Here is a 26,355-nt window from a genome sequence, read left to right as displayed (position 1 = left end):
GCTACCTCATGCAGCGGTCGGATTGGGGATGCGGGGCAGGTTCTCGGCGAGAAAACGCCAGTCCTCGCGTTCGCCTTCGCCTTCATGGCGCTTGCCGAAGAACTGGATGATCATGCCGCCACTGGCGTCATAGGCCTCTAGCGAGGTGACATGGCCGTCCTTGGTAGGCTTCCGCACCGCCCAGACTTCATGGATGTGGTCGGTCCTCAGATGCAGATGGAAGGTCTCGTCGAGTACGTTGATCCACGGCCCCATCGGCTTGACCGACCTGATCGGGCCGGAATGGATCTGGATGCAGCCGCGGTTGCCCACGAAGCACATGATGGGCATCTCGCCTGCCGCCGCGTGATGGAACATGGCGCTCACCGCGTCGTTGTCGAGCGGCCAGGCATAGTCCTGGCCCACCATGCGCACCGCCTCGCGGCGGCTGAGCTTCAGCGTCTTCAGCATGCCAAAGAACTGATGCACGTCGGTGAGCCGGCTCCAGCGGTCGCGCAGATCGTCGATCGAGGCGGCAGAACCCTGCCCCTCACCCTCCCCGTCCGCCGCGCTTGGGAGGATCGCGACGGTCGGCTCCTGGTTCGACGATTCGAGGCTCGCCACCAATTTCTGGTAGGCATAGAGATTGGATGCGGGCTTCAGATGCACCTTGTGCACCGCCTCGCCCGCCGCATCGAAGAACTGCAGGCTGCGGCGGATTTCGCCGCCGTCGCGTTTCTCTACGGCAAAGCCATGCGCCCAGACCTTCGGGAAGATGCGCAGGTCGATGTTTTCGCCGAGCACCATGGCGTTGTGGTTGCCGGTGACGACCTTGTCGTAGACGCCGATCTTTTCATGCACGGCGCTTTCGTTGCGGGTCAGCGCCATCACTTCGCCGACCGCCTCGAGGCCGGTCAGCAGATCGTTGACGCGCGGCTCGACGCGGACGGCGCCGACGCCGCAATGCGCCGCGACCAGATCCGCTTCCGAAATGCCCAATTGCGTCGAAAGATCGCGCTCCCGCATTTTCGGATTTTCTTCTCGCGCCCGCCGGATTTCCTCCGGCGACGGCTTAACGCGCTGGTCCATGACTTCCACCTGCAATGTCTTCCACCTGTGATGCCTGATCTGTGCTCGCCTGCCCCACCGCCGATCCTCACTTGTTGAGGATCAGCTTGCCCTGGCGGGTGATCTTCAGGCGGTAAAGCGCGCCGTGATGCTCGATGCCGATCTCGTGTTCACCCTGGAACAGCGTGTTGCTGGACAGCGTCCTCACCGCCAACGGCACCCTTTCGTAACGCATCTGCGTGTCTTCCGGGCGGCGGACGCGATAGCGGAAATCGTTGGGATTGTGCGTGTTCATCGGGTCGGTCCTTTCCTCTGACGGCCATCTTGGCCGCAGCCTCGTAAAATGCCGATTAAATTCTTGACTCGAATAATCATGTTTACTAGTCAGTGCATTACCGGACTAAATGAGTCAACATTTAAGACGCCGGACGTGATCAAAGACGCCGGACGTGATCAAAAATGCGAGCGAGCCACTGGCCAGCCAGCTGTGAGCCTGAATCTGGAGTTGGGGCATGGGGTTGGTGACTTGGGGACGGACGGGCCTGGCGGGCGACAGCGCGGGCCCAGGCTTCCGATCGTTGGCGCGGGCGGTGGCGATATTGATGGCCGGTTCGGCGGTGATCGCGCTTGGCGCGCCCGCCGCCAAAGCGCAGCAGGCCGCGCAGCCGGCGGCCGACCAGCAGCAGGCCGATCAGAAAAAGAAGGCTGATGAAACCCTGCTCGACAAGATCCTCGTCATCAGCCGCACCGGCGAAACGGCGATCCAGTCGCTGGCCTCGGCCAGCCATGTCGACCAGGAGCAGCTCGACCGCCGCATGGCGACCACGCCCAACGAAATGCTGCTCGGCGTGCCCGGCGTCGCCGTGCAGGCCGACGCGCGCCGCGTCAGCTCCAGCATCAACATCCGCGGCCTGCAGGATTTCGGCCGCGTCGCCGTCATCGTCGACGGCGCCCGGCAGGACTTCCAGCGCTCGGACCACGGCACGCAGTCGACCTTCTATGTCGATCCCGAGCTCATCAAGTCGGTCGACGTCATCCGCGGTCCGGTCGCCAATACCTACGGTTCCGGCGCCATCGGCGGCGTCGTCTTCTTTGACACCAAAGACGCAGCCGATTTCCTCAAGCCGGAAGAGACCTGGGCCGGATCATTGACCGGGCGCTATGAAAGCAACGGCAAAGGCTGGACCACCAGTGCCACCGGCGCCTACCGGATCAACGAGAACTGGGACGTTCTGGGCAACATCGTCTACCGCGACTACGACGACTACAAGAATGGCGGCGGCGATACCGTTGCCGGCACCGGTTTCGACGTGTTGAGCGGCCTGCTCAAGACCACCATCCGCCCGACCGAGAACAGCGAACTGAAGCTAGGCTGGGTCGGCTCCAAGGACGGCTGGACGGAAACCAGCGGCGGCGTGCCGGCCAATGACGTCGATCTGAAGTCGAACACCTTCACGGCCCGCTACAACATCACCGACGATGCCAAGAGCTGGCTCGACCTCCACATCAATGCTTCCTACAACAAGACAGTTCTCGACCTGACCACGCTCACCGCGCAGAATCGCTTCGACCCGACCACCGGCCTGCCCGTGGTGCTGCCGGCCGGCTCGCTATCCACTTTCGACGTCGGCACGACCGGCATCGACATCTGGAACACGTCGCGCTTCGAGACGGCGAGCGTCGCCCACGAATTGACCTATGGCGGTGACTGGGTCGGCGACGATGTCGAGACCGGCGGCACGGCCGGCGGCGACAGCTTCTACACGCCGTCGGGCAAGCGCAACGTCTCCGGCGCCTATATCCAGGACAAGCTGACCTGGGAGTGGCTCGAGGTCGTTGGCGGCCTGCGCTACGACAATTACAGCCTGAAGGACGACACGAACGAGACCTCCGGCGACCGGGTATCGCCGCGCATCACCATCGGCGTCTCGCCCTTTGAAAGCGCCGGCCTGGCCGGCCTGCAATTCTACGGCACCTACGCGGAAGGCTATCGCTCGCCCTCGCTGACCGAGACGCTGATCAGCGGCAACCATCCGGCCGGCGTCAGCTTCCCGTTCCTGCCCAACCCGAACCTGAAGCCCGAGACCGGCAAGACCGTCGAGTTCGGCGTCAACTACAAGCAGAACGATATCATCGAGGGCGGCGACGCGCTGCGGCTCAAGGCTGCCTATTTCAACAACAATGTCGACGACTACATCGACGGCGTGACGCTCTCGCCCTTCGATCCGACCAGCGGCTGCCCGTTCGGCCCGGGCATTCCGATCTGCTTCCAGTACCAGAACTTCGCCAAGGCCAAGATCGACGGCTTCGAGCTGGAAAGCGTCTACGACGCCGGCTGGGGCTATGCCGGCCTGTCCGCCTCCATAATCAATGGCCACACCATCTCCTATGAAGGCGAGCGCGCCGACCTGGCCACCATTCCCTCCTCGCAGGTGACGGCGCAACTTGGCTTCCGCTTCCTCGAAGACAAGCTGACCGTCGGCGGCGAGGTGCAATACAACGGCAAGCCCAAGGGCAATCCGGTGGCCAAGGACTTCACGCTGGTCAACGCCTTCGCCAGCTACCAGGCGACGGACAATCTCAAGCTCGACTTCCGCGCCGACAATCTGTTCGACGTCAAATACACCAACCCGCTCAACGGAAGCACGACCGCCGTCCTCTACGAACCCGGCGTCACGCTGAAGCTGGCGGCAACCATGCGCTTTGGAGGTTGAGGAAGACATGAAACGCTTGACGGCATCCTTTCGTCTGCTGACCTCGACGTTTGCGATGTCGCTTGCGATGGTGCCGGCGTGGGCCCAGTCCGCGCCGGCTCCGGCCCTGAACCTGGAGCTCAATGCGGCACAGCCTTCGGACCAGGGCTGCCGGCTGACCTTCGTCGTCAACAACGCGCTCGGCGCCGAGCTGTCCAAGGCGGCTTTCGAGATTGCGCTGTTCAACGAGGCCGGAATCGTCGACCGCCTCACGGTGCTCGATTTCAAGGACCTGCCGGCCGGCAAGACCAAGGTCACGCGCTTCGATCTCGCCGGCGCCGACTGCGGCAAGCTCAGCCGCGTGCTGATCAACAGCGCGACCGAATGCGCCGGCACCGGCGTCGAGCCGGCGGCCTGCATGCGCGGCCTGAAGACCTCGACCAGGACCGCCATCGCTTTCGGCGTATAGGGGTGGGACTGCATCCGGCCTTCCCGCTTGACGCAATGGCGTGGCCTGCCTGCGGTCCGCCGCCATGGGCGGCAACCGATCTTGATTTGACAATTCCTTGTCGCGTGCGGCAGGTCTCGGCGCGAGACATGCAGGATATCGATCACCCTTCCGATGCAGGCAGTGAGCTGGCGATCAAGCCGGCCGAGCCACTCATGCGGACGCGGCAATCCGCGGGAGACCGCAGATGGACGGTGGCGATCATCGCCTCTGGCCTGCTCCATGGCGCCGCCGCGGCGGCGTTTCTGATCGCACCCGCGGGGACTTTCGACTCTGCGGACCCGATCAGGGCCGAGGGCGCCGACCAGTCCGGCGCCAACGTCATCGGCAGCGCCTTGGATGACCAGGCGTCCGGCGCGGTGGATGTTACCCTGGTGCCGGATCCGCAACCGGCAAAACGCCAGGCTGTCCAGCCCGCTCCGCCGGCCGAGTCGCCGCAGCCGGTAAGTGAACAGGTGACGCCTCAGCCTCCGCCGGAAGCCCTCAAGGAGCCGGCCCCCACGCCGGACATCCTGGCGGCCGCCACGCCGCGCCAGGATGATCGGAGCGTCCCCACGGACAGCAAGCCGACGCCTGCGATCGAGCCGCAAAGCACACAGGCGCCCCCTGCCGAGCCTGGGCAATCACTGGTCCCGAGCGCGACATCGAGCGCACCAGCCGGATCGGCGGGGCCAAGTGAAACCGTTGAACCGCGCGGCACGGCGGATGGCGACACGCGCGATGCACCGGTCATCGCCAGCAAGGGTAAGAAACAGGCCGCCGGCAATGCGCTCGAATCCCGCTACAGCGGTGAAATCCAGAAGAAGCTTGCCCGCGCCAACCGTCGCGTTTCGAAATCGATCCAGGCCAAGGCTCGCAACAATGCCAGGGTGGTTTTCGTCGTCGCGGCCGACGGCAGCGTCAGCGACCTGCAGCTCGCTGAGAGTTCAGGGTCCGCCGAGCTCGATCAGTTCGCTTTGACGCTGGTGCGCAAGCAGGCACCGTTCCCTCCCATTCCACCCGAGACCGGAAAATCAAGTTGGGTGTTCAAGGCGCGGATCGGCCCTTTTTAAACCTTCGCCATCCTAGGAATTCGTCCATTTCGAAAGGAACCAGATGTATATCGCCATGAACCGCTTCAAGGTCCAGAACGGCTCGGAAGAAGCTTTCGAGGACGTCTGGAAGAACCGCGATTCAAGCCTCTCCGAAATGCAGGGTTTCAGGGAGTTCCACCTGCTGCGCGGGCCGGTCAACGAGACCGAGGGCTACACGCTGTTCGCCTCGCACACCGTCTGGGCAAGCCAGGAGGATTTCGTCGCCTGGACGAAATCGGAGAACTTCCGCGCCGCCCATCGCAATGCCGGCGGCTCGAAGGTGCACTATCTCGGCCATCCCCAATTCGAGGGCTTTTCGGTCGTCGAAGGCGCCTGACCGTCGCCGGTTCGCGACGGCGCTTCCAGCCTTGCTGCCTGTTACGCAGCCGCCAGCAGGCTGGCGTTACCGCCTGCGGCCGTCGTGTCGACGCAGACCGCGCGCTCATGCGCGTAAGCCGCCGGGTTGAGCACCTCGCTGACCAGCGGCACGATCGGACCGGAGCGCTCGGCAATCACCTTGCGCACGATCCGCGCCGCCTCCGGCGTGCCGGAGAAGGCGACGACATCGACCCGCAGCGAGCGCGCCTCGACCGGATCGGGCCGGCCGTCGATAGCCGCCAGCGGCAGGCCCTTGCCGGTCAGCGCCGACAGCGCCGCCGGAGCGCCCGGCGCCACCGCCAGCACGGCATTGCCGGCCGCGAGCGCCTGGATCGTCTGGGAGAGCAGCGTCTCGGCATCCGGGCCGAGGCACAGCACCCTCCCGCGCGGCGACAGCGACAGCGTGTTGGCCTCGCCGGTCGGTCCCGGCAGGTCGACCTGGCCGAAATCGAGGCTTGCTGCCGCGGCGATCGCCGCCGCGCCCTTGCCGCGCAGATGCTTTCTCAGGATCGCCACGCGATCCGGCCGCGTCGACCAGCCGCCGAGCGTCGGATCCGGCAGATTGTCGGCAAGCTCCGTCGCGGTCACCTTGTGACCCTCGCCAAGCTCGGTGCCCGCCTCCGGCCCCTTGCGGAAACGGCGCAGGTAATGCGGCCCGCCGGCCTTCGGGCCGGTGCCCGAAAGCCCCTCGCCGCCAAAGGGCTGCGAGCCGACGACGGCGCCGATCTGGTTGCGGTTGACATAGATGTTGCCGGCATGGATGCCGTCGACGAAATGCTGGACGCGGCCCTCGATGCGGGTGTGCAGGCCGAAGGTCAGGCCGTAGCCCTTGCGGTTGATGGCGGCGATCACCGCGTCGATCTCGTCGGCATCGAAGGTCGCGACATGCAGCACCGGGCCGAACACCTCGCGCTCCATTTCCTCTATGCCTTTGACGCGGAAGACATGCGGCGCGACGAAACGGCCGGTTGCCGGCGCTTCCAATTTCGCGATCAGCCGACCCTCCAGACCTTTCTTCTTGCAATAGTCGCTGATCGAAGCTTGCGCCTCGTCGTCGATGACCGGGCCGACATCGGTCGAGATTGCCCAGGGATTGCCGATAGTGAGCGCTTCCATCGCGCCTTTCAGCATCTGCAGCATCTTCTTCTCGACGTCCTTCTGGACGTAGAGCACGCGCAGCGCCGAGCAGCGTTGGCCGGCGCTCTGGAAGGCCGAGGCGAGAATGTCGCGCACCGCCTGCTCCGGCAGCGCGGTGGAATCGACGATCATCGCATTCAAGCCGCCGGTCTCGGCGATCAGCATGGCATCGGGCGCCGCGGTTTCGGCCAGCTGCTTTTCGATCAGCTTGGCAACCTCGGTCGAGCCGGTGAAGCAGACACCGGCGATGCGCGGATCGGCGGTGAGCGGCGCGCCGACCGACGGGCCATCGCCCGGCAGAAGCTGGATGACGTCCTCCGGCACACCGGCCTCGCGCAGCATCTCGACGGCGCGGAAGGCGATCAGCGGCGTCTGCTCGGCCGGCTTGGCGACGACCGAATTGCCGGTGACCAAAGCCGCGGCGATCTGGCCGGTGAAGATCGCCAGCGGGAAGTTCCACGGCGAGATACAGACGATCGCGCCGCGCGCTTGCGTGCCCGCTTCGGCATTCGCCGCCTCGGTCGCGTAGTAGCGCAGGAAGTCGACCGCCTCGCGCACCTCGGCGACCCCGTCGGCCAGCGACTTGCCGGCCTCGCGGGTGGCGAGAGCGAAGAATTCGGCGGCATTGGCTTCGTAGAGGTCGGCGGCGCGGTTGAGGATCGCGGCGCGCTCGGCAACCGGGCGCTTCGCCCAGGCGGGTTGCGCGTCGACGGCGATGCGCACGGCGGTCGCCGCCTGTTTGGCCGCCGCCTCGTGCACGGTGCCGACGATCTCGTCGGGCTTGGCCGGATTGACGATCTGGCGCGGCTTGCCGTAGCCGGCGGCGCGCGTGACCGGCTTGGCGTGCCAGCGGTCCGTTCCGGCGAATTCCGCCCTCGCCTTCTCGATGGCCGCAAGCGTCACCGGATCGGTGATGTCGAAGCCCCTGGAATTGCGGCGTCCGGCGCCGAAAATCGCGGCGGGGCGCGCTATCGCCGGATTGGCGGCCGGCCCCTGCGTCTCGATGGCCTCGAGCGGATCGCGCGCGATCTCCTCCGGCTCGACTTCCTCGTCGGTCAACTGGTGGACGAAGGAAGAATTGGCGCCGTTTTCCAGCAGACGCCGCACCAGATAGGCGAGCAGGTCGGAATGCGCGCCGACCGGCGCGTAGATGCGGCAGCGCGTGCCTTCGGCCTGCCGCACCGTCTCGTGCAGCGCTTCGCCCATGCCGTGCAGGCGCTGGAACTCGAAGCTGTCGCGGTCCTTCGCCATCGACAGGATGGCCGCCACGGTATGCGCATTGTGGGTGGCGAACTGCGGGTAGATGCGGTCGGTCATCGACAGCAGCTTTTTCGCGCAGGCCAGATACGAAACGTCGGTGTTGGCCTTGCGGGTGAAAACCGGATAGCCGGACAAGCCGAGCGTCTGCGCCCGCTTGATCTCGGTGTCCCAATAGGCGCCCTTCACCAGCCGCACCATGATCCGGCGGTCGAATTTTTTCGCGAGCGCATAGAGCCAGTCGATGGCGAAGGCCGCGCGCGGGCCATAGGCCTGGACGACGACGCCGAAACCGTCCCATCCGGCGAGCTCCGGCTCGGCCAGCACGCGTTCGATGACGTCGAGCGACAGGTCGAGCCGGTCTGCTTCCTCGGCGTCGATGTTGAGGCCCATGCGCGAATGCCGCGCCGCTAGCGCCAGCGACAGAAGCCGCTCGGCCATCACCGGCAGCATCTTTTCCTTCTGCGCCTCTTCGTAGCGCGGGTGCAGGGCCGAGAGCTTCACCGATATGCCGTGGTTGTAGCGGATGTCGGGCCCGTTGGAGCCGGAATCGAGCGACGAGATCGCGTCGGCATAGGCGCGGTGGTAGCGCAGCGCATCGGCTTCCGTGCGGGCCGCCTCGCCCAGCATGTCGAAGGAATAGAGATAGCCCTTCTGCGTCATCGGCCGGCCACGCTTGATCGCCTCGGCGATGGTGCGTCCGAGCACGAACTGCTCGCCCATCTCGCGCATGGCGGCGGCCACCGCCTTGCGGATCACCGGCTCGCCCAGCCTGCGCACCATGGCGCGCAGCGTGCCTTCGATGCCGCCCTCGCCTTCGTCGAGCACGCGGCCGGTCAGCATCAGCGCCCAGGTCGAGGCGTTGACGAAGATCGAGCTCGAGCCGCCCGAATGCGCCGACCAGTCATGCGGCGCGATCTTATCGGCGATGAGGTCGTCCATCGTCTCGGTGTCGGGCACGCGCAGCAACGCTTCGGCCAGGCACATCAGCGCCACGCCTTCCTTGGTCGATAGGCCGTAGGCCGAGAGGAAGACCTCCATCAGCCTGGGGTCGGTCGAGCCGCGCACCGCCCGCACCAGATCGGCCGCGCGGGCCGAGATCGCCTTGCGCTCCGGCGCCGAAAGCCCCGCCGTCGCCGACAGGCGCTTCACCGCCTCGTCTTCGTCGGGCAAATAATTGGCGCGGATCTGCTGGCGGATGGCGTCGAGCGGCATGTCTGGTCCATGAAAGCGAGCGTGAGCGAGCGGTCTGGCGGTCGCCGGACCGAATGGCGCAAGCTAGCACAGCTGCGAATTTCAGTCGGTCCAAAGAAATCGACAAAGCAGTCCGTTCGATCTATCATATAGGTATCCTTTCAATCGTATTGACTGCAATATCGATGATTGAAGACCAATTGGACCGCATCGATCGCAACATCCTGGCCGCGCTCGGGCGCGACGGCCGGCTTTCCATGTCGGAACTCGCAAGCAAGGTCGGCCTGTCGAAGACACCGGTGCAGGCGCGCGTTAAGCGGCTGGAGAAGGACGGCTACATCAGAGGCTACCGCGCCGTCATCGACCGCGAGCGCATGGGTGAAGGCCACGTCGCCTTCGTCCAGGTGAAGCTGTCGGACACGCGCTCGGCGGCATTGGACGCTTTCAACCGCGCGGTGCAGGGCGTGCCGGAGATTGAGCAATGCCACATGATGGCGTCGAGCTTCGATTATCTCTTGAAGGTCCGCACCACCGACATCGCCGCCTATCGGCGGGTGCTCGGCGAGCGCATCTCGGCCCTGCCCCATGTCGCCCAGACCTCGACCTTCGTGGCGATGGAGACGGTGAAGGATCGCTAATCCGACAGCGTTTTCAGGAAAGCCACCAGCGCCGCCCGCTCACGCTCGGAAAGGTCGAGCGAGTGCACTTCGGAAACGCCTTCGACGGCAAGCGGCGCCTTCGAATAATGCGCCACCACCTCGTCGAGTGTCGCGAACTGTCCGGCATGCATGTAAGGCGGCCGGCTTGCGGCGCCCCTGAGCGACGGCGTCTTGTAGGCGCGCATGATCTGCGGACCGTCCTTGACCATGAAGCGCAGCTCGCGGCAGGCGCTTTCGTCGCCGTCGCGGAATTTGCCGAGGCAGTTGAACGGGTCGGCCTCGACCTGCGCCACCGCATCGACGCGCCCGCGGTCCGGCGGCAGCCCTTCGACCGGCGGCACGCCGGTGTTGTGGAAGGAATTGTCGGTGAAGCGCGGGCCATTGTGGCAGGTCACGCAGTTGGCCTTGCCGATGAACAGCTTCAGCCCGAGAATCTCCTCCGGCGAGAACGCGGCGTCGCCTTGCGGCGCTGCCCCGGTGGCCAGATCGATGGCGAAGCGGTCGAAGCGCGTTTGCCGAGGCTCGATCGAGCGTTCGAAGGCGGCGATCGCCTTGCCGATATTGGCATAGACGCGGTTGACGTCGTCTTGCTGGCCGGCGGGCATGGCGTTCCACGCCGCCTTCTCGGCATCCGTGCCGAGCGGGCTGGCGTTGGCCGGCACGGTCGAAAGGTCCGGCAGCGGCCCGAAGATGCGTTCATAGCGCTCGCCGAACCGCTTCTTGATGTAATGCGCGAAGGCGGCGCGGTTTCCCGCTTGCTCCAGCGGATTTTCCAGCGGCGTCAGCGCCTGCGCCCACAGGCTGTCGCGCCTTCCGTCCCAGAAGAACCAGGGATCGCGCGCCACGCCGGCCAGCGGCATGGTGCGGCGGTTGGTGCGGCTGACGCCGACCGCCTGCGGCAGGTCGTCCTGGAACTGGCGGTCGATCTTGTGGCAGGTCGAGCAGGACACCGTCCCGTCGCGGCTCATGTCGACATCGAAGAACAGCGTCGAGCCAAGCGCGGCGGCCGCCGGCACATCCGCATACTGGTTCGTGGTGTCGGGTTTGAGCGAGGGCAAGGTGTTCAACGCCAGTGACGCGATGGTCTTCTTCTCCGGATCGCTGAACTGCGGCTTGCCGCAACCGCCGAGGAGCAAAAGCGTCGCCAATGCGAGCAGACCTGCAACGCTGGCCAGCCGTCTCATCGCCCCCTCACAACACGACGTTGAAGACGACGGAATCGGACCCGGCCGCCGCCGAAATACCAAAATGCAGCTGCCACCAGCCGCTCATCGTGAACTTCACGCCGTCGATGCGGTAGCGTCCGTCGCCGAGGTAATCGGTCGCCTGCGGACTGGTCGGCAGGCCGTGGTCGTGCTGCGGCATCCCGCCCGAAACAGTGATGGCGGCGCCCTCCACCGGCGCGCCGGCGGCGGTCTTCAGCGTCAGCAGCCAGGACTGCAGCTCGCCCTGCCGGATCACGCCGCGCTCCGGCTCGAAACTTGCGACGAACAGGCCGTTCGCCGTCTTCTTGGAGCGTGAAATGTCCGGGCCGGACGCCGATTGCGGCAGCATCAGATAGACCGCGGCCACGATGCCGACCAGCAGAACGGCAAGGCCGAGACCCGCAAGAATGTAACGCCATATCGATGCCAAACCCGTTCCTCTTCGGCTGCTAACGTCGCGGGCCGCTTGTGGCGTCCCACCCTGCCTGTGGGAAATCGCTTCTGGCGCAAAATTCGCCGCTAGCCAAGCATGGCGCTGCCGGCCGCAAAAAGCTACAGCAACAATATCTTAGGAAGGGACAAGCCCGCATGGACAAGGGTATCGCGTCGATCGGCGAATGCATGCTGGAACTGTCGGGCCAGACCGGCCCGAACTGGCGCATGGGTTTTGCCGGCGATACCTTCAACACGCTCTGGGCGTTGCACGCCTTGAGCCCGGATCGGCCCGCGACCTACGTGTCGGCCTTCGGCGACGACCCCTTCTCGCGCGATCAGATTGCCTTCCTTGCCGAGAACGGCATAGGCGTCGGCAACAGTCCGGTCATTGCCGGCGCGCGCCCCGGCCTTTACGCCATAACGCTCACCGGGGCCGAGCGCGCCTTCACCTACTGGCGAAGCGACGCGGCCGCGCGCCAGCTTGCCTCCGATCCGGCAGCACTTGCGAAAAGCCTTGAAAACCAGGCGCTTGTCTATCTTTCCGGAATCACCCTGGCAATTCTGGACGAGGCCGCGCGGAAAACTTTGCTGACGGCCATAGTTGCGGCCCGGGCCGCCGGCTCGCTCGTCGCTTTCGACCCGAACTACCGGCCGCGTCTGTGGCCGAGCCGCGAGGCGGCGCAGGCCGCGATCCTGGAAGCGCTTGCCGTGGCAGACATCGCGCTGCCGACTTTTCCTGACGAGCAGATGCTGTTCGGGGATCCGACGCCGCGGGCGACGGCGGAGCGCCTTGCCAAACTGACCGGCGAGATCGTGGTCAAGAATGGCGAGCAGCCGGCCCTGATTGCGCTGAACGGCATTTTACAAGCTGTCGATGCGGTGCATGTGGCCGCCCCCGTCGACACCACCGGCGCTGGTGATTCCTTCAATGGCGGCTATCTCGCTGCGCGGCTTGCCGGCCATGCGCCCGACGCCGCCGCTCGCCGCGCGCATAAAGTCGCCGCCGCGGTCGTGCAGGTTCGCGGCGCGCTTGCCCCGTTCGATACGTTGAGGGCAGCCTTCGACAGTTAAGCTCCGTCGAAGCTTAGGCAGGCATCACTTCAATATCGTCGAACTTTAAGGCAGCCGGAACCGATATTCCGTCACCTGATGGTAGATCTGCCCCGGCCACAGCGTCGCCTGCGGGAAATAGGGCCGGTTCGGCGCGTCAGGCCACGTCTGCGCTTCGAGGCAGAGGCCCGAAAACGCCCTGTAGCGGCGACCGTCGAGCCCCGGCGATGTCGGCGCGACGAACTGACCGCTATAGAGCTGCAGTCCCGGTTCGGTGGTCCACACTTCCATCTCGACGCCTGAATTGGCGCCTTGCACCCAGGCAGCCTGGTGTAGCGGCCCGCGGCTGGAGGCCAGGCAGTAATTCAGGTCATAGCGAAGCTGCTCGCCTTCCATTTCCATGCGCAGCGCCCGCGCCTGCCGAAAATCGAAAGGCGTGCCGTCGACCGGCTTCACCACGCCGGTCGGGATCATCTCGTCATCGACGGGCGTGTAGGCGCCGGCGTTGAGCATCAACCGATGGTCGAGGATGTCGCCCGCCCCGCCATCGTCGAGATTGAAATAGGAGTGCTGCGCGAGGTTGCAGAGCGTCGGCTCCTCGCAGGTCGCGGTCAGTTCCATGCTGAGCGTGCCGGGGATCTTCAGCCGGTAGGTGCAGGTGACGTCGAGCGCGCCCGGGAATCCCATGGCGCCGTCCGGATCGTGCAATGTCAGCGTCACGAAATCGCGGCCGTGCAGCGAGACGGTCCATGGCCGGTGGAAAAAGCCTTCCGAGCCGCCATGCAGCGTGTGCTTGCCGAGAAAATTCTGCTCGGTCTGGTAGCGGTTGCCGGCGATGGTGAAGCGGCCGCCGCCGATGCGGTTGGCGAAGCGTCCGACTACCGCCCCGAAGAAGGCGCGGTCGGTCTCGTAGGGTTCGAAACGGTCGTAGCCCAGCACCAGCGGCGCATCGTGGCCGCTCAGCCTGAGATCCTGGACGATGGCGCCAAGCCCGATGATGTTGGCGGTGATGCCGCCGCCGCGAATGGTGAAGCGGCGCACAGCCTCGCCCGCCTGCGTCGTGCCGAAGACCTCGCCGTCTTTCATCGCCATGCCCGAAATGTCATTTCCTGATCCGTGGATTTAGGCCGATGGCGCATCATCCGGCAAGGGCAGGCCAAACGCCTGCCCTATCCCAGGGATCGATATCAGAGTCCGAGGCCGCCGAAACAGGCATATTTGGTATCGAGATAGTCCTCGATGCCCTGATGCCCGCCTTCGCGGCCGAGACCGGATTCCTTGACGCCGCCGAACGGCGCCTCGGGCGTGGTGATCAGGCCTTCATTGACGCCGACCATGCCGTATTTCAGGCCTTCCATCACCCGGAAAGCGCGACCGAGATCGCCAGTGTAGAAATAGGCGGCGAGGCCGAACTCGGTGTCGTTGGCCAAGGCGACCGCCTCTTCCTCGGTCTCGAACTTGAACACGGGCGCGATCGGCCCGAAGATCTCTTCCTTCATGAAGCGCATCTTCGGCGTGGCGTCGGCAATGACCGTCGGCTGGAAGAACGAGCCGCCCAGCGCATGGCGCTTGCCGCCGGCGACGACCTTGCCGCCCTTCGAGGTAGCGTCGGCAATGAACTCCTCGACCTTCTCGACCGCCTTCTCGTCGATCAGCGGCCCCTGCTGCACGCCTTCCTCCAGGCCCGAGCCGACCTTGAGGTTGTTGCTGGCGGCGGCGAACTTCTCGACGAACTTGTCATAGATGCCGGCCTGCACGAGGAAGCGGTTGGTGCACACGCAGGTCTGGCCGGAGTTGCGGTACTTGGCAGTGATGGCGCCGGCCACCGCGCGGTCGACATCAGCATCGTCGAAGACCAGGAAGGGCGCGTTGCCGCCGAGCTCCATCGACACTTTCTTGACCGTCGTTGCCGACTTCTGGATGAGGATCTTGCCGACCTCGGTCGAGCCGGTGAAGGTGATCTTCTTGACCAGCGGATTGGCGCAGATTTCGTCGCCGATCTCGCCAGCCGAACCTGTCACGACATTGACGACGCCTTTCGGGAACCCGACTTCCTCGACGAGCGCGCCCCAGGCGAGGCCCGAATAAGGCGTCTGCGAGGCGGGCTTGACCACCGCCGTGCAGCCGGCGGCCAAAGCCGGGCCGATCTTGCGGGCGAGCATCGAGGACGGGAAGTTCCACGGCGTGATGGCGGCGATGACGCCGACCGGCTCCTTGGTCACCAGGATGCGGCGGTCGCCCCATGGCGACGGCACGATGTCGCCATAGACCCGGCGGCCTTCCTCGGCGAACCACAGGATGTAGGCCGCGGCCGAGCCGATCTCGCCCTTGGATTCGGCGAGCGACTTGCCCTGCTCGATGGTCAGCAACTCGGCCAGCACGTCCTGATTGTCCATCATCGCGTCATGCAGCTTGCGCAGGAGCTTCGAGCGCTCGAGCGCGGTGGTCTTGCGCCAGCTCTTGAAGGCTTCCTCGGCGGCCTCGATGGCGCGGCGGGTCTCCGCCTTGCCGGCCTTCGGCACCGTGCCGATCTTGAGGCCCGTCGCCGGATTGTTGACGTCGATGGTCTGGCCGCTGTCGGCCTGCACCCATTCACCATTGATGAGATTGGCCTGGCGCATGAAATGACTGGTTTTCTGAAGCATGGTCTGGCCTCCGTTCGGCGCGCTGATCGGCCGTTTTTCTGGATATCCGTTGAAGCGTGCTCGCTAGCCGCACGCTGGCGCATTGCTCTTACCTAGGGAAAGGCGGGCAAGCAATCACAAGATGGCATATAGGGGTTGGGCCAGAAAAGGCGAGCGCGGATTGGTTGCGTGCGAGATTGGTGGAGGGATGTTGAGATTCAGGTCAGGCCGAGCCGAAAATAGCGATTTCCGAGAACCGGAGCGGAGCGTACCTAAAGTACGTGAGCACCGTGTTTGCAGGCCGGCATCACCTGAATAACGACATCCCTTATCCGAAGACGTGGATCACCACCGTCAACCAGAACGACGTGGTCACTACCGCGCTTGCGGTGGCAAGCGTCATCTGGTTCGAGGCCAGCGCCTGGCCGGTGTTGAACTGGACGGCGATCAGGTAGGAATTGATGCCCGAAGGAAGTGCTGCAACCACCACGGCGACCTTGGCAGTCAGCGGCGGCAGGCCGAGCAGCCACACGAAGGCCAGCACCAGCGCCGGCATCAGGAACAGTTTCAGTCCAGACAATGCCAGCGCCGGCCGGATATTGCCGGAGATGCCGAAGCGGCGCAGGCTGAGCCCCATGGCGAACAGCGCCACCGGACCGGCCGTGTCGGCGAGCGTGTCGACCAGCCGTTCGACAAGGTCCGGCAGCGCCGCGCCGGTGAGGCGCCAGGCAAGCCCCGCCAGGATGCCGATGATCAGCGGATTGATGAACAGCCGCCTGAGGAAGCTTTTGACGACGCGCAACGGATGCACCGTCTCGCCGCTGCCGCGCCCGAACATCTCGAACAGCACGATAGAGGCCATCATCATGATCGGCAGGTGGACCGAGACCAGCAGCGACAGCACCTCGAAGCCGCTGGCGCCGAATATGCCGAGGACGAAGGGCGCGCCGAGCAGCACGACATTGGAATAGGCCGAGGACACGCCGCCGACGATGCCCGCCCGGGCGTCCCGGCCGAAGACGCGCGTCACCACCAGATGGCCCGCGGCCCAGGTGACGGCGGCGGCCGCGAAATAGGCGCCCCACAGCGACCAGGGCGCGACGCCACGGAAATCCGATTTCACCATGGTCTGGAAGAGCAGCAGCGGCATCGCCACGTTGACGGCGAATTCGGAGATGCCCTCCCCGCTCGCCGGCTTCAGATAGAAGGTGAACCCGGCCATATAGCCGAGCGCCACAAGGCTGAAGACGAACAGGACGGTTTCGGTGAGTGGAGTCATTTTGCGGGCGGAGACATTTTTCCCGTGATAGGCGAGCCCTGACTGCGGTGCAATCGCGTCGAACGGAACGGCGCTCCATTTGCTCTGCTGCCCCGCTGCTTGTCTTTCAGCCTGCTTTGCGGTCCCTATATGCCAATCACGACCTTGCCTTTGCGGGCTGCCAAAGGACTTCCGATGCTGCGACTTGCCCTGGCGCTCTTCCTGCTTGCCGTTCCCACCCTGGCCCACGCGACCGATGCGGGCTGGGCGTTGCTGCGCGACGGCGGCCATGTCGTGCTGCTTCGCCATGCCTTCGTCACCGGAGCTGCCGACCCGGCCAATTTCGACATCGGCAATTGCGCCACGCAGCTCAACCTGTCGGAGCGCGGCAAGCAGCAGGCAAGCCGCATCGGCGCGCTGTTCGCGGCGCGCTCGGCGCCGATCGATCACGTGCTCTCCAGCCGCTACTGCCGCTGCCTCGACACTGCCCGCATCGCTTTCGAATCGGAGCCGCAGCCTTTCGCGCCACTCGACCTGCTCAAAACCGACCCGGCCGAAAAGGCCGCGCAAATGGCCGCGATCATGAAGGAAATAAGCGGCTATTCCGGCTCCGACAATCTGGTCCTGGTCACGCATGTGGAAAACATCGAGGCGCTCACCGGCGTAGCGCCGCGCGAGGGCGAGGCCGTGGTGGTGGAGCCGGAGGGTGATGGTCTCAAGGTGCTCGGACGGGTCACCTTCTAAGGCGCCGCGCGGCTAGTGTTGCCGAAATACAACTCCTGGAAGAAGCCGCAAATCCGCTGCGACAATGCCGCTTGCGACAACCCGTCGCAAGGGTCTATAGGCACGCTCCCGGTCACGAAAACCGAAGCGAGCACAACGGTTGGAGCTTTCGCCTCCGCCCGCGCAGCCGGCTTTGCCGCGCTGTGTACGGCGCCGTTTCGGGTGTTGGGATCGCCGATGTAGCTCAGAGGGAGAGCGCCGGATTTGGGTCCGGAGGTCAGGGGTTCGAGTCCCTTCATCAGCACCACGGATAGCTCAATTGGTTAGAGCATCAGACTCATAATCTGACTGTCGAAGGTTCGAATCCTTCTCCAACGGCCTGATAAGCCGACACCATCAGGTGGTGTTATCCAAAACGGTCCGGGGACCGGAATGCGAGGACTTCACGGACGGCAGGGGCTTCGGCCTCGCCGGGCGGCGAAGTTCTGCGCCATCGGCTCGCGGCCAGGCCCGCGGTGACGGTCAAGGCGCGGTGCGGCCGGCAAGGGAAGCTTCGGCTTCCGGCGCCCGCTTCGCCGCCCCGCGATCCGCTCCCGAGGGCCCGCCGCGGATCGATGCCACCGGTCCCCGGATCATTCGTGCCCGGGAAGATGAAGTACGACGACGTGAAACGAGAAACGAAAGGACGCTTCGACGCATGACGTGACGCCTCGCATGGGGCCATGCCCGACAGGAGTAAGACAATGAATACCATTCTCGCAAAGCTTCTTGGACGCCAGCGCGTCCTCGTGAAGGAAAGTGAACGTGCCGTCGCCCTCTACAAGGGCGAGATCCAGGCAATCCTGATGCCGGGCGAGCATTGGCTCGCCAACCGGCGCGGAAACCTGGAAATCTCCAGGCACGACCTGAAGAACCCGGAATTCGTCTCGGCTTACGAGAAGGCGTTGTTCGACAAGCTCCCGGACGTGGCCGCGCGTCATTTCACCGTCGCCCGCACCGGGCGCACGGATGTCGCTGTCATCGAGCGCGACGGCGCCCTCCACGCTATTCTGGCTGCGGATCGCAAGCTCGTGCTTTGGACCGATGCCGGACCGTGGAAGGTGACGTCTGTCGACACGGCGGCCGATCTCGCCGTCGATCCGGGCTTGATGCGCCGGATCGGCCAGGCCCGGAAGACGGAGCACATCTTCGTCAATCCGGTCGTGGACGGTCAGGTCGGGCTGCTCTTTGTGGACGGCGTCCTCGCCCGCACGCTTGAAGCGGGCGTGCACGCCTTCTGGAATGTCGGGCGCATGGTCCAGGTGAAGGTCGTCGACATCAAGCGCCAGTCGCTCGATGTCGCGGGGCAGGAAATGCTGACCAAGGATCGCGTGACGATCCGCGTCAACATCGCCGCCGAATACCGGGTCGTCGATCCGGTCAAGGCGGTGAGCACGGTGAAGGACTTCTCGGAAGCCCTCTACCGCGCCCTGCAGTATGCCTTCCGCAAGACGCTTGGCGCGCTCACGCTCGACCAGATCCTCGACAAGAGGGTGACGGTCGACGAGGACGCGGCGGCCAAGGTGCGCGACGACATGGCCGCGATCGGCGTCGAGGTCAGCGATATCGCCCTCAAGGATGTGATCCTGCCGGGCGATATGCGCGAGATCCTCAACCAGGTGGTCGCGGCCGAGAAGCAGGCCGAGGCCAACGTCATCCGCCGCCGCGAGGAGACGAACGCCACGCGTTCGCTGCTCAACACGGCCAAGGTGATGGCCGAGAACCCGGTGATGCTGCGGCTGAAGGAGCTCGAGGCTCTCGAAACCATCGCCGGCAAGGTCGAGCGGCTCACCGTCCACAACGGGACGGGCGGGCTGCTCAACGACCTGGTTAAGCTCCGCGACTGACGCATGTCGCCCAAAAGTGGTTCCGGTTTTGGAACAACGACATGCATCGGAATAGAAAGCTGACGCCGCGTAAAATGGGAAGGGCCGCCGGATAGACCGGCGGCCCTTCTTGCGTTCCCAAAGCCGGCATCCCATCTGCCCCGGCGCATCAGGCCTTTTCCTGCCGGGAAAAACCGATTAGACAGCGCCCAAACAAGATGCGGACAGATTCCGCCCGCAACCGAAGGAAGAGCCCTTGTCCACCACGTTCGAGAAAGTCGCCAAGATCATTGCCGACACCAGCGAGATCGATATCGACACCATCACGCCCGAGAGCCACACGATCGACGATCTCGGCATCGACAGCCTCGATTTCCTCGACATCGTCTTTGCCATCGACAAGGAATTCGGCATCAAGGTGCCGCTCGAGAAGTGGACGCAGGAGGTCAATGACGGCAAGGCCTCGACCGACGACTACTTCGTCATGAAGAACCTGTGCGCCAAGATCGACGCGCTGGTCGCGGCCAAGGCCGCCTGAGCCGGCTCGGGCGCGGTCTTGACGCGCCCTGCCAGCTGACCCACAACGGCCGCCCATGAGTTCTCACGACGTCGTCATCACCGGCATCGGCCTTGTCTCTTCGCTTGGAGAGGGTCCGGATGCGCATTGGCAGAAGCTCACCCGACCGGGCCTTGAGCCGGTGCTCGAGGCAGAGCGCTTTGCGCCTTACACCATCCATCCCCTGCCCGAGATCGACTGGAACCTGCAGATCGCCAAGCGCGGCGACCAGCGCCAGATGGAAACCTGGCAGCGCCTCGGCACCTATGTCGCCGGCCTGGCGTTGGATGACGCCGGCATCAAGGGCGACGACGAGCTTTGCGCGACCATGGACATGGTGGTGGCGGCCGGTGGCGGCGAGCGCGACGAAGCCGTCGATGCCGCGATCCTCGCGGCCTCGGAGAGCCGCAACGACCGCGACGTGCTGCTCAACGAGAAGCTGACCACGGAACTGCGGCCGACGCTGTTCCTGGCCCAGCTCTCCAACCTGCTCGCCGGCAACATCTCGATCGTTCACAAGGTCACCGGCTCCTCCCGCACCTTCATGGGCGAGGAAGGCGCCGGCGTCTCGGCCGTCGAGACGGCGGCCGCGCGCATCCGCTCGGGACAGTCGACCCATGTTCTGGTCGGCGGTGCCTTTCAGACCGAGCATTCCGACATGCTGCTCGGCTATGAGCTCGCCGGTTACCTGCATCGCGGCCCATGGAAGCCGGTCTGGCAACGCCAGGGCGCCGAAGGTGGCGGTGTGGTGACGGGCTCCGGCGGCGCCTTCCTGGTGCTGGAACAGCGCGAGCACGCAAAAAACCGCGGCCGCAAGATCTACGCCGAGCTTGGCCCCGTCATCTCCGGCCGCGCCAGGCGCCGGCGCGGCGAACTGAATGCCGAAATCGCCGCATTGCTGAAGCAGGCCGCCCTTCCCGACGGCGATCTGCTGACGATTTCCGCCGCTTCCGGCGCCCACGCCGCCACGGCGGCCGAAAAGGCGATGCTCGACGGCAACTCGGCTTTGGCCGTGCGCGCCTTCTCGACATTGACCGGCCATATGAAGGAGGCTCAATTCCCCTTTGCGGTTGCGCTCGCGGCAATGGCCGTCGACCGCAAGGCCGCCTACCCTGTCTTCGATGCCACAGCGGAACGGCAATTCGAGGGCGCGCCCAATAGCGTCCTTGCAACGGCGATCGGCTATCACCAATTCGAGGGCCTGGGGCTGATCAAGGCCGCCTAGAAAGAGACGCAAACATGGCCAATCTCCGAGACCATATGGGCAGGCCTATCGTCGCCGTGACCGGCATCGGCGTGGTGACCTCGCTCGGCGTCGGCAAGAAAGAAAACTGGGCGGCGCTGACCTCGGGCAAATCCGGCATCCATCCGATCACCCGCTTTCCGGTCGATCAGCTCAACACCCGCATTTCCGGCATGGTCGACTTCCTGCCGTCGAGCTCCAAGGGCGCCAGCCACCTCACCTACGAGCTGGCCGAGACCGCGGCCCAGGAGGCCGTCTCGGAAGCTGGGTTGGAGTCCGGCGATTTCGGTGGCCCGCTGTTCCTGGCCTCGCCGCCGGTCGAGCTCGACTGGGCCGACCGCTTCTCGCTCTATAATTCCGACAAGCAGGACGCTGGTGCCGAAAGGTTGCTGCGCGTGGCGCGCGGGTTGAAGGAACTGGATGTCTTCGAGACCACGCAGTTCGGCTCGATCGCCGATCGCCTGGCCGACCGCTTCGGCACGCGCGGACTGCCGATCACGCTGTCGACCGCCTGCGCCTCGGGTGCCACCGCCATCCAGCTCGGGGTCGAGGCGATCCGGCGCGGCGAATGCGACAAGGCGCTGTCGATCGGCGCCGACGGCTCGGCAACCGCCGAAGCGCTGATCCGCTTCTCGCTGCTCTCGGCGCTTTCCACCCACAACGATATCCCCGAGAAGGCCTCAAAACCCTTCTCCAAGGACCGCGACGGCTTCGTGTTGGCGGAAGGCTCCGGCGCGCTCGTGCTGGAATCGCTGGAAGCCGCCCTTGCGCGCGGCGCGACGATCCTCGGCATCATGCGCGGCTGCGGCGAAAAGGCCGACGATTTCCACCGCACCCGCTCCAAGCCCGATGGCTCGCCGGCTATCGCCGCCGTGCGCGCCGCCCTTGCCGATGCGGGCCTCGGCGAAGACGAGATCGACTACGTCAACGCGCACGGCACCTCGACGCCTGAAAACGACAAGATGGAGCACCTGTCGCTGTCCACCGTCTTCGGCGAGCGCATCGGCTCGATGCCGATCTCGTCGAACAAGTCGATGATCGGCCACACGCTGTCGGCCGCCGGCGCGGTCGAGGCCGCCTTTTCGCTGCTGACCATGCGCGAAAGCGTCATCCCGCCGACCATCAATTACGACAATCCCGATCCGGCTATCGTGCTCGATGTCGTGCCGAACAAGAAGCGCAACGCCGAAGTCGGCACGGTTTTGTCGAATTCCTTTGGCTTCGGCGGCCAGAACACCTGCCTTGTCATGGCGCGGGAACCGGTCTAATCGGACTTTTTCCGCTAATGCATGTCGCGCAAAAGTGAAATCGGTTTTTTGCGACAACGACATGCATAAACAAAGAAACTAAAGCGCATCGCGCTTTAGAGCAGAACCTGACAGGCCACATGCGCGCATTGCAACTTATCGAGGACCGCCGCCTTGAAACGGTGGACCTGCCGCCTCCCCCGCCGCCTTCGCTGGGCGAAGTGACGCTCCGCATCAAGGCGGTGGCGCTCAACCATATCGACGTCTGGGGCTGGCGCGGCATGGCGTTTGCCAAGCGCAAGCTGCCGCTGGTCGTCGGCGCCGAGGCCGCCGGCGAGGTCGAGGCGGTCGGACCGGGCGTCTCCAGCCTCCTGCCGGGACAGTTGGTGTCGATCTACGGCGCGCGCACCTGCGGGCTCTGCCGTGCCTGCCGCGAAGGCCGCGACAATCTCTGCGAGCATGTTTCCGGCGTCCATGGCTTCCATCTCGACGGCTTTGCCCAGGAGAAGATCAACCTGCCGGCGCGCCTTCTGGTGCCCGCGCCTCCCGACGTCACCGAAATCGGCGCGGCGGTCGCGCCGGTCACCTTCGGCACGGTCGAGCACATGCTGTTCGACAACGCGAAGCTGGAACCGGGCGAAACCATTCTCGTCCATGCCGGCGGCTCCGGCATCGGCTCCGCTGCCATCCAACTCGCCAAGAAGATGGGTTGCACGGTGATCACCACGGTCGGCTCGAACGACAAGATCGACAAGGCCAAGGCACTTGGCGCCGACCATGTGATCAACTACCGCGAGGATCGTTTCGAAGGCGTGGTGCGCAAGCTGACAAGGAAGAAGGGCGTCGACGTCGTGTTCGAGCATGTCGGCGCCGACACCTTCGCCGGCTCCATGCTGTCCTTGAGGCGCGGCGGCCGTCTCGTCACCTGCGGTTCGACCTCCGGCGTGTCGACGCAGGTCAACCTGATGCAGCTCTTCCAGCAGCAGCTGAAATTGCTCGGCTCCTTCGGCTGCCGCATGGAGAACATGGCCAACGCCATGCAGAAGATGGCGACGGGGCTCGTTGCCCCGGTCATCGATACCGAAGTCGGCTTCGACGACATCGACGCCGCGCTGAAGCGCATGGAAGGCCGCGACGTCTTCGGCAAGATCATCCTGCGCGTTTCCTAGGACAAGATGGTCGGCAAGGTGTTCAGGAAAGCCCGCCGGGACTTCATGTTCCGCTACGGCCGGCGGCTGCGCCAGCTGGAGCATTGGCTGGTCGCGAAGCTCGCTATCGTTCTGCTCTCGCTGCTGCGCCTTCTGCCGCCGGACAGCGCGCTCAATTTCGCCGACCGCATCGCCCGCCGCATCGGTCCGATGGTCGGGCGCCATCGCGTTGCGGTCAACAATCTGCGCCTTGCCTATCCGCAAAAGAGCGACGCCGAGATCGAAGCCATCGCGCGCGACATGTGGGGCAACATGGCCTGCCTCGCGGCCGAGTACATCTTCCTCGACGCGCTGTTCGACTTCGATCCGAACGCTTCGAAGCCGGGCCGGGTCGAGGTGCGCGGCGTCGAGCATTTCCTCGAGATCGCCGATGAGAAGAAGCCGCATATCCTGTTCACCGGCCATCTCGGCAATTTCGAGCTGCTGCCGGTGGCCGCCGCCACGTTCGGCATGAACATCACGGCGCTGTTTCGCCCGCCGAACAACCCCTATCTCGCCGACTACATCCACTCGACGCGCCGCTCCTCGATGGGTGCCCTGCTGCCCTCCGCCGCCGGCGCGTCGTTCGCCCTTGCCGCCATCCTGGAGAAGGGCGGCAATATCGGCGTGCTGGTCGATCAGAAATTCTCGGGTGGCGTGGAGACGACTTTCTTCGGCCGCCGGTGCCAGAGCAACCCGATGCTCGGCATGCTGGCCCGTCACTATGACTGCGATGTCTACCCCGCCCGCTGCGTCAGGCTGCCGGGCAACCGCTTCCGTCTGGAAATCGAGGACAGGCTGACCTTGCCGCGCACCGAAGGCGGCAGTGTCGATGTCGCTGCCACCACCCAGTTGCTCACCGATGTGGTCGAGCGCTGGGTGCGTGAGGACCCTGGACAGTGGATGTGGTTCCACAAGCGCTGGGAAATCAGTGGGCGTCGCCGCAAGCGTGGACAGGCGAAGGCGACAGCCGGCCAGTAATCGGTCGCTCCGCCGCCCCGGATCAGTTGGCGACGACGATCCGCGTGTTGCCGAAGCCGACTTCCTTGACCATCGCATAGAAGGTGGCGGCGTTGGCCGGATGCAGGCGCACGCAGCCATGCGAGGCCGGGCGCCCGAGGTTTCTCACCGACCCGGTGCCGTGAATGGCATAGCCGCCGTGGAAGAACACCGAATAGGGCATCGGCGAGTTGTCATACTTGCGCGAATACCACATCCGGGCGGTCCATTGCGGCCGATAGCTGCCGCGCGGCGTGAAGTAGCCCTTGCGCGCGGTCGACACGCTCCAGCGATAGACCACCTGGCCATATTTGCTGACGGTCATGGTCTGCGACGAGACGTCGATATTGGCGACCAGCGTGGCCGCCCGGCTTGCGACGGACATGCCGAACAACGCGGTTGCCAGCATGGTTGCCATGAGAACGAACTTTTTCATGCGATCAAACCCCTTTGATTGCCCCCTGCCATTCGCGCGGTTTTTCCATCTTTTTGCCGGCAGATGCGTTAAGTACCACACACTCCTTGACGATTCCGCCAATCCAATGCGACGAATTTGAACGATTTTCGCGGTATAGTTGCCGCGTCGCCACGCACCCTCTGAAGTTTAGGCGAGGCGTTGGTCCATGCTTCGGTCGTTGTGTGGCAATGAGCGACTGGTTGCTTGCAAAAGTGCTGCGTTCCTTCTTCAATCCGCCGCATGAATGAACGACTTCTCAAGGCGGTCGAGGACCGGGTCGACGACCTCGTTGCGCTGACCGTGGACCTGATCCGCTTTCCGACCGTCAACCCGCCAGGCGAGGCCTACCGGCCATGCGCCGAGTTTCTTGGCGCGCGTCTCAGGAAACGCGGCTTCGAAACCGAGTTCATCCGTGCTGAAGGCGCGCCCGGCGACAGCGACCGCTACCCGCGGGTCAATGTCGTCGCCCGCTTCGACGGCCGCTCGCCCGGCCCCTGCGTGCACTTCAACTCGCATATCGACGTGGTCGAGGCCGGCGACGGCTGGACCGTCGATCCCTTTGCCGGCGTGGTGACGGACGGCAGGGTCTTTGGCCGCGGCGCCTGCGACATGAAAGGCGGCCTGGCCGCCTCCGTCATCGCCGTCGAAGCCTTCATGGAGGTATATCCAGATTTTCCAGGCGCTATCGAGATATCGGGCACGGCGGACGAGGAATCCGGCGGTTTCGGCGGCGTCGCCCATCTGGCGCGGCTCGGCTATTTCTCGAAGCCGAAAGTCGACCACGTCATCATCCCCGAACCGCTTAACAAGGATCGCATCTGCCTCGGCCACCGCGGCGTCTGGTGGGCCGAGATCGAGACCAAGGGCGAGATCGCGCACGGCTCTATGCCGTTCCTCGGCGACAACGCGGTGCGCCATATGGGCGCCGTGCTGCAAGCCTTCGAGGACGAGCTGTTCCCGGCCCTCGACCGCAAGATGACGCGCATGCCGGTGGTGCCGGAGGGCGCCCGGCGCTCGACCATGAACATCAATTCCATCCATGGCGGCCAGACCGAGGATTTCCGGCCGGGCCTCCCCTCGCCCAATGTGCCGGATTCCTGCCGGCTCACCATCGACCGGCGTTTCCTGCTCGAAGAGGACATCGCCGCCGTCAAAGGCGAAGTCACGGGCATCCTCGAGCGGCTGAAGCGCGAGCGCAAGAAATTCGACTACGAGATCCGCGACCTGATGGAGGTGCTGCCGCTGATGACCGAGCGCGACGCGCCGGTGGTGCAGGCTGTCGCGAAAGGCATCATGGCGGTGTTCGAGCGCGAGCCCGACTATGTGATCTCGCCGGGCACCTACGACCAGAAGCATGTCGCGCGCATCGGCCACCTCTACGATTGCATCGCCTATGGCCCGGGCATTCTCGACCTAGCCCACCGGCCGGACGAATGGGTGGGCATCGCCGACATGGTGGAATCGGCCAAGGTGATGGCAATCGGTCTCAATGTGCTTTTGAGAGGAACGACGGACTGATCGGGACGACGGTGGGAAAAACATTTCCCCCGGCGCGGCAAG

Annotated in this window: 23 protein-coding genes and 2 tRNA genes; 16 read left to right on the top strand and 9 right to left on the bottom strand. The window is 64.9% G+C overall.

Annotation, left to right across the window (positions count from 1 at the left end; translation table 11 throughout):
* Positions 1-6: 6 nt before the first annotated feature.
* Entirely contained in the window at positions 7-1,068 is a 1,062-nt protein-coding gene (locus FJ430_RS17255) for a hemin-degrading factor (RefSeq protein WP_140710657.1), read from the bottom strand.
* A gap of 67 nt (positions 1,069-1,135) precedes the next feature.
* Positions 1,136-1,342 carry a hemin uptake protein HemP gene (gene hemP, locus FJ430_RS17250; protein WP_040981784.1) on the bottom strand — a complete coding sequence of 69 codons (207 nt, stop codon included), beginning with the start codon at positions 1,340-1,342 and terminating at the stop codon, positions 1,136-1,138.
* A 217-nt stretch (positions 1,343-1,559) separates the two neighbouring features.
* On the opposite strand from hemP, the gene FJ430_RS17245 reads away from it, so the two are divergent.
* From FJ430_RS17245 to FJ430_RS17230, 4 genes are all read left to right on the top strand, one after another.
* The gene (locus FJ430_RS17245) at positions 1,560-3,761 is read left to right on the top strand and encodes a TonB-dependent hemoglobin/transferrin/lactoferrin family receptor (protein ID WP_181175580.1); all 2,202 of its coding nucleotides are present in this window, start codon (positions 1,560-1,562) and stop codon (positions 3,759-3,761) included.
* A gap of 7 nt (positions 3,762-3,768) precedes the next feature.
* A complete protein-coding gene (locus FJ430_RS17240) occupies positions 3,769-4,209 on the top strand; it encodes a hypothetical protein (protein ID WP_140710655.1) in 441 nt (146 codons plus the stop codon).
* Between the two features lie 128 nt (positions 4,210-4,337).
* Positions 4,338-5,300, top strand: a complete 963-nt coding sequence (locus tag FJ430_RS17235; protein ID WP_140710653.1) for an energy transducer TonB — start codon at positions 4,338-4,340, stop codon at positions 5,298-5,300.
* Between the two features lie 43 nt (positions 5,301-5,343).
* Positions 5,344-5,658, top strand: coding sequence for an antibiotic biosynthesis monooxygenase family protein (locus FJ430_RS17230; RefSeq protein WP_140647668.1), 315 nt, complete (start codon positions 5,344-5,346; stop codon positions 5,656-5,658).
* A gap of 41 nt (positions 5,659-5,699) precedes the next feature.
* Here FJ430_RS17230 and putA read toward each other — a convergent pair whose 3' ends face one another.
* Complete coding sequence (putA, locus tag FJ430_RS17225; RefSeq protein WP_140710651.1) at positions 5,700-9,308, bottom strand: bifunctional proline dehydrogenase/L-glutamate gamma-semialdehyde dehydrogenase PutA; 3,609 nt, start codon at positions 9,306-9,308, stop codon at positions 5,700-5,702.
* A 164-nt stretch (positions 9,309-9,472) separates the two neighbouring features.
* On the opposite strand from putA, the gene FJ430_RS17220 reads away from it, so the two are divergent.
* Positions 9,473-9,925: an Lrp/AsnC family transcriptional regulator gene (locus FJ430_RS17220; RefSeq protein ID WP_140653419.1), complete on the top strand. Its 453-nt coding sequence runs from the start codon at positions 9,473-9,475 to the stop codon at positions 9,923-9,925.
* On the opposite strand, the gene FJ430_RS17215 is transcribed toward FJ430_RS17220, so the two are convergent.
* Positions 9,922-11,130 (bottom strand): cytochrome-c peroxidase, encoded by a 1,209-nt coding sequence (locus FJ430_RS17215; RefSeq protein ID WP_140710649.1) that lies wholly within the window; start codon positions 11,128-11,130, stop codon positions 9,922-9,924. The two genes, FJ430_RS17220 and FJ430_RS17215, sit on opposite strands and share 4 nt — an antisense overlap.
* Before the next feature lie 7 nt (positions 11,131-11,137).
* Positions 11,138-11,581, bottom strand: a complete 444-nt coding sequence (locus FJ430_RS17210) for a FixH family protein (protein WP_140710647.1) — start codon at positions 11,579-11,581, stop codon at positions 11,138-11,140.
* 158 nt (positions 11,582-11,739) lie between these two features.
* On the opposite strand from FJ430_RS17210, the gene FJ430_RS17205 reads away from it, so the two are divergent.
* The gene (locus FJ430_RS17205; protein WP_140710645.1) at positions 11,740-12,657 is read left to right on the top strand and encodes a sugar kinase; all 918 of its coding nucleotides are present in this window, start codon (positions 11,740-11,742) and stop codon (positions 12,655-12,657) included.
* A gap of 45 nt (positions 12,658-12,702) precedes the next feature.
* Here the strand turns inward: FJ430_RS17205 and FJ430_RS17200 are convergent, their stop codons facing one another.
* From FJ430_RS17200 to FJ430_RS17190, 3 genes are all read right to left on the bottom strand, one after another.
* A complete protein-coding gene (locus FJ430_RS17200) occupies positions 12,703-13,728 on the bottom strand; it encodes an aldose epimerase family protein (RefSeq protein WP_140653424.1) in 1,026 nt (341 codons plus the stop codon).
* Positions 13,729-13,823: 95 nt separating this feature from the next.
* A complete protein-coding gene (locus FJ430_RS17195; protein ID WP_140710643.1) occupies positions 13,824-15,281 on the bottom strand; it encodes an NAD-dependent succinate-semialdehyde dehydrogenase in 1,458 nt (485 codons plus the stop codon).
* A gap of 307 nt (positions 15,282-15,588) precedes the next feature.
* Positions 15,589-16,539 carry an AEC family transporter gene (locus FJ430_RS17190; RefSeq protein WP_140710640.1) on the bottom strand — a complete coding sequence of 317 codons (951 nt, stop codon included), beginning with the start codon at positions 16,537-16,539 and terminating at the stop codon, positions 15,589-15,591.
* A gap of 174 nt (positions 16,540-16,713) precedes the next feature.
* Between FJ430_RS17190 and FJ430_RS17185 the strand changes: the two genes are divergently transcribed.
* The 9 genes from FJ430_RS17185 to FJ430_RS17145 all read left to right on the top strand — a co-directional run bounded on the left by FJ430_RS17185 (position 16,714) and on the right by FJ430_RS17145 (position 24,320).
* Positions 16,714-17,262, top strand: a complete 549-nt coding sequence (locus FJ430_RS17185; protein ID WP_140710638.1) for a histidine phosphatase family protein — start codon at positions 16,714-16,716, stop codon at positions 17,260-17,262.
* A gap of 212 nt (positions 17,263-17,474) precedes the next feature.
* Positions 17,475-17,548 (top strand) — tRNA-OTHER (locus FJ430_RS17180).
* Positions 17,549-17,616: transfer RNA gene (locus FJ430_RS17175), tRNA-Ile, on the top strand.
* A 368-nt stretch (positions 17,617-17,984) separates the two neighbouring features.
* The gene (locus tag FJ430_RS17170) at positions 17,985-19,127 is read left to right on the top strand and encodes a slipin family protein (RefSeq protein WP_140710636.1); all 1,143 of its coding nucleotides are present in this window, start codon (positions 17,985-17,987) and stop codon (positions 19,125-19,127) included.
* Between the two features lie 235 nt (positions 19,128-19,362).
* Positions 19,363-19,644: an acyl carrier protein gene (locus FJ430_RS17165; protein ID WP_027167184.1), complete on the top strand. Its 282-nt coding sequence runs from the start codon at positions 19,363-19,365 to the stop codon at positions 19,642-19,644.
* Between the two features lie 55 nt (positions 19,645-19,699).
* Positions 19,700-20,887, top strand: coding sequence for a beta-ketoacyl-ACP synthase (locus FJ430_RS17160; RefSeq protein WP_140653442.1), 1,188 nt, complete (start codon positions 19,700-19,702; stop codon positions 20,885-20,887).
* 14 nt (positions 20,888-20,901) lie between these two features.
* The gene (locus FJ430_RS17155) at positions 20,902-22,173 is read left to right on the top strand and encodes a beta-ketoacyl-ACP synthase (RefSeq protein WP_140653444.1); all 1,272 of its coding nucleotides are present in this window, start codon (positions 20,902-20,904) and stop codon (positions 22,171-22,173) included.
* 119 nt (positions 22,174-22,292) lie between these two features.
* Positions 22,293-23,321 (top strand): zinc-binding dehydrogenase, encoded by a 1,029-nt coding sequence (locus FJ430_RS17150; RefSeq protein ID WP_140710634.1) that lies wholly within the window; start codon positions 22,293-22,295, stop codon positions 23,319-23,321.
* A 6-nt stretch (positions 23,322-23,327) separates the two neighbouring features.
* A complete protein-coding gene (locus tag FJ430_RS17145) occupies positions 23,328-24,320 on the top strand; it encodes a lipid A biosynthesis lauroyl acyltransferase (RefSeq protein ID WP_140710632.1) in 993 nt (330 codons plus the stop codon).
* 22 nt (positions 24,321-24,342) lie between these two features.
* Here FJ430_RS17145 and FJ430_RS17140 read toward each other — a convergent pair whose 3' ends face one another.
* Positions 24,343-24,774, bottom strand: a complete 432-nt coding sequence (locus tag FJ430_RS17140) for a L,D-transpeptidase (RefSeq protein WP_140653462.1) — start codon at positions 24,772-24,774, stop codon at positions 24,343-24,345.
* Positions 24,775-25,035: 261 nt separating this feature from the next.
* Here FJ430_RS17140 and FJ430_RS17135 point away from each other — a divergent pair, with 261 nt between their 5' ends.
* Positions 25,036-26,313: an acetylornithine deacetylase/succinyl-diaminopimelate desuccinylase family protein gene (locus FJ430_RS17135; RefSeq protein ID WP_140710630.1), complete on the top strand. Its 1,278-nt coding sequence runs from the start codon at positions 25,036-25,038 to the stop codon at positions 26,311-26,313.
* The last annotated feature ends 42 nt before the right edge of the window (positions 26,314-26,355 follow it).

The organism is Mesorhizobium sp. B2-8-5, assembly GCF_006440675.2.
Lineage (GTDB): Bacteria > Pseudomonadota > Alphaproteobacteria > Rhizobiales > Rhizobiaceae > Mesorhizobium.
This window is presented reverse-complemented; position numbering and strand designations above follow the sequence as displayed.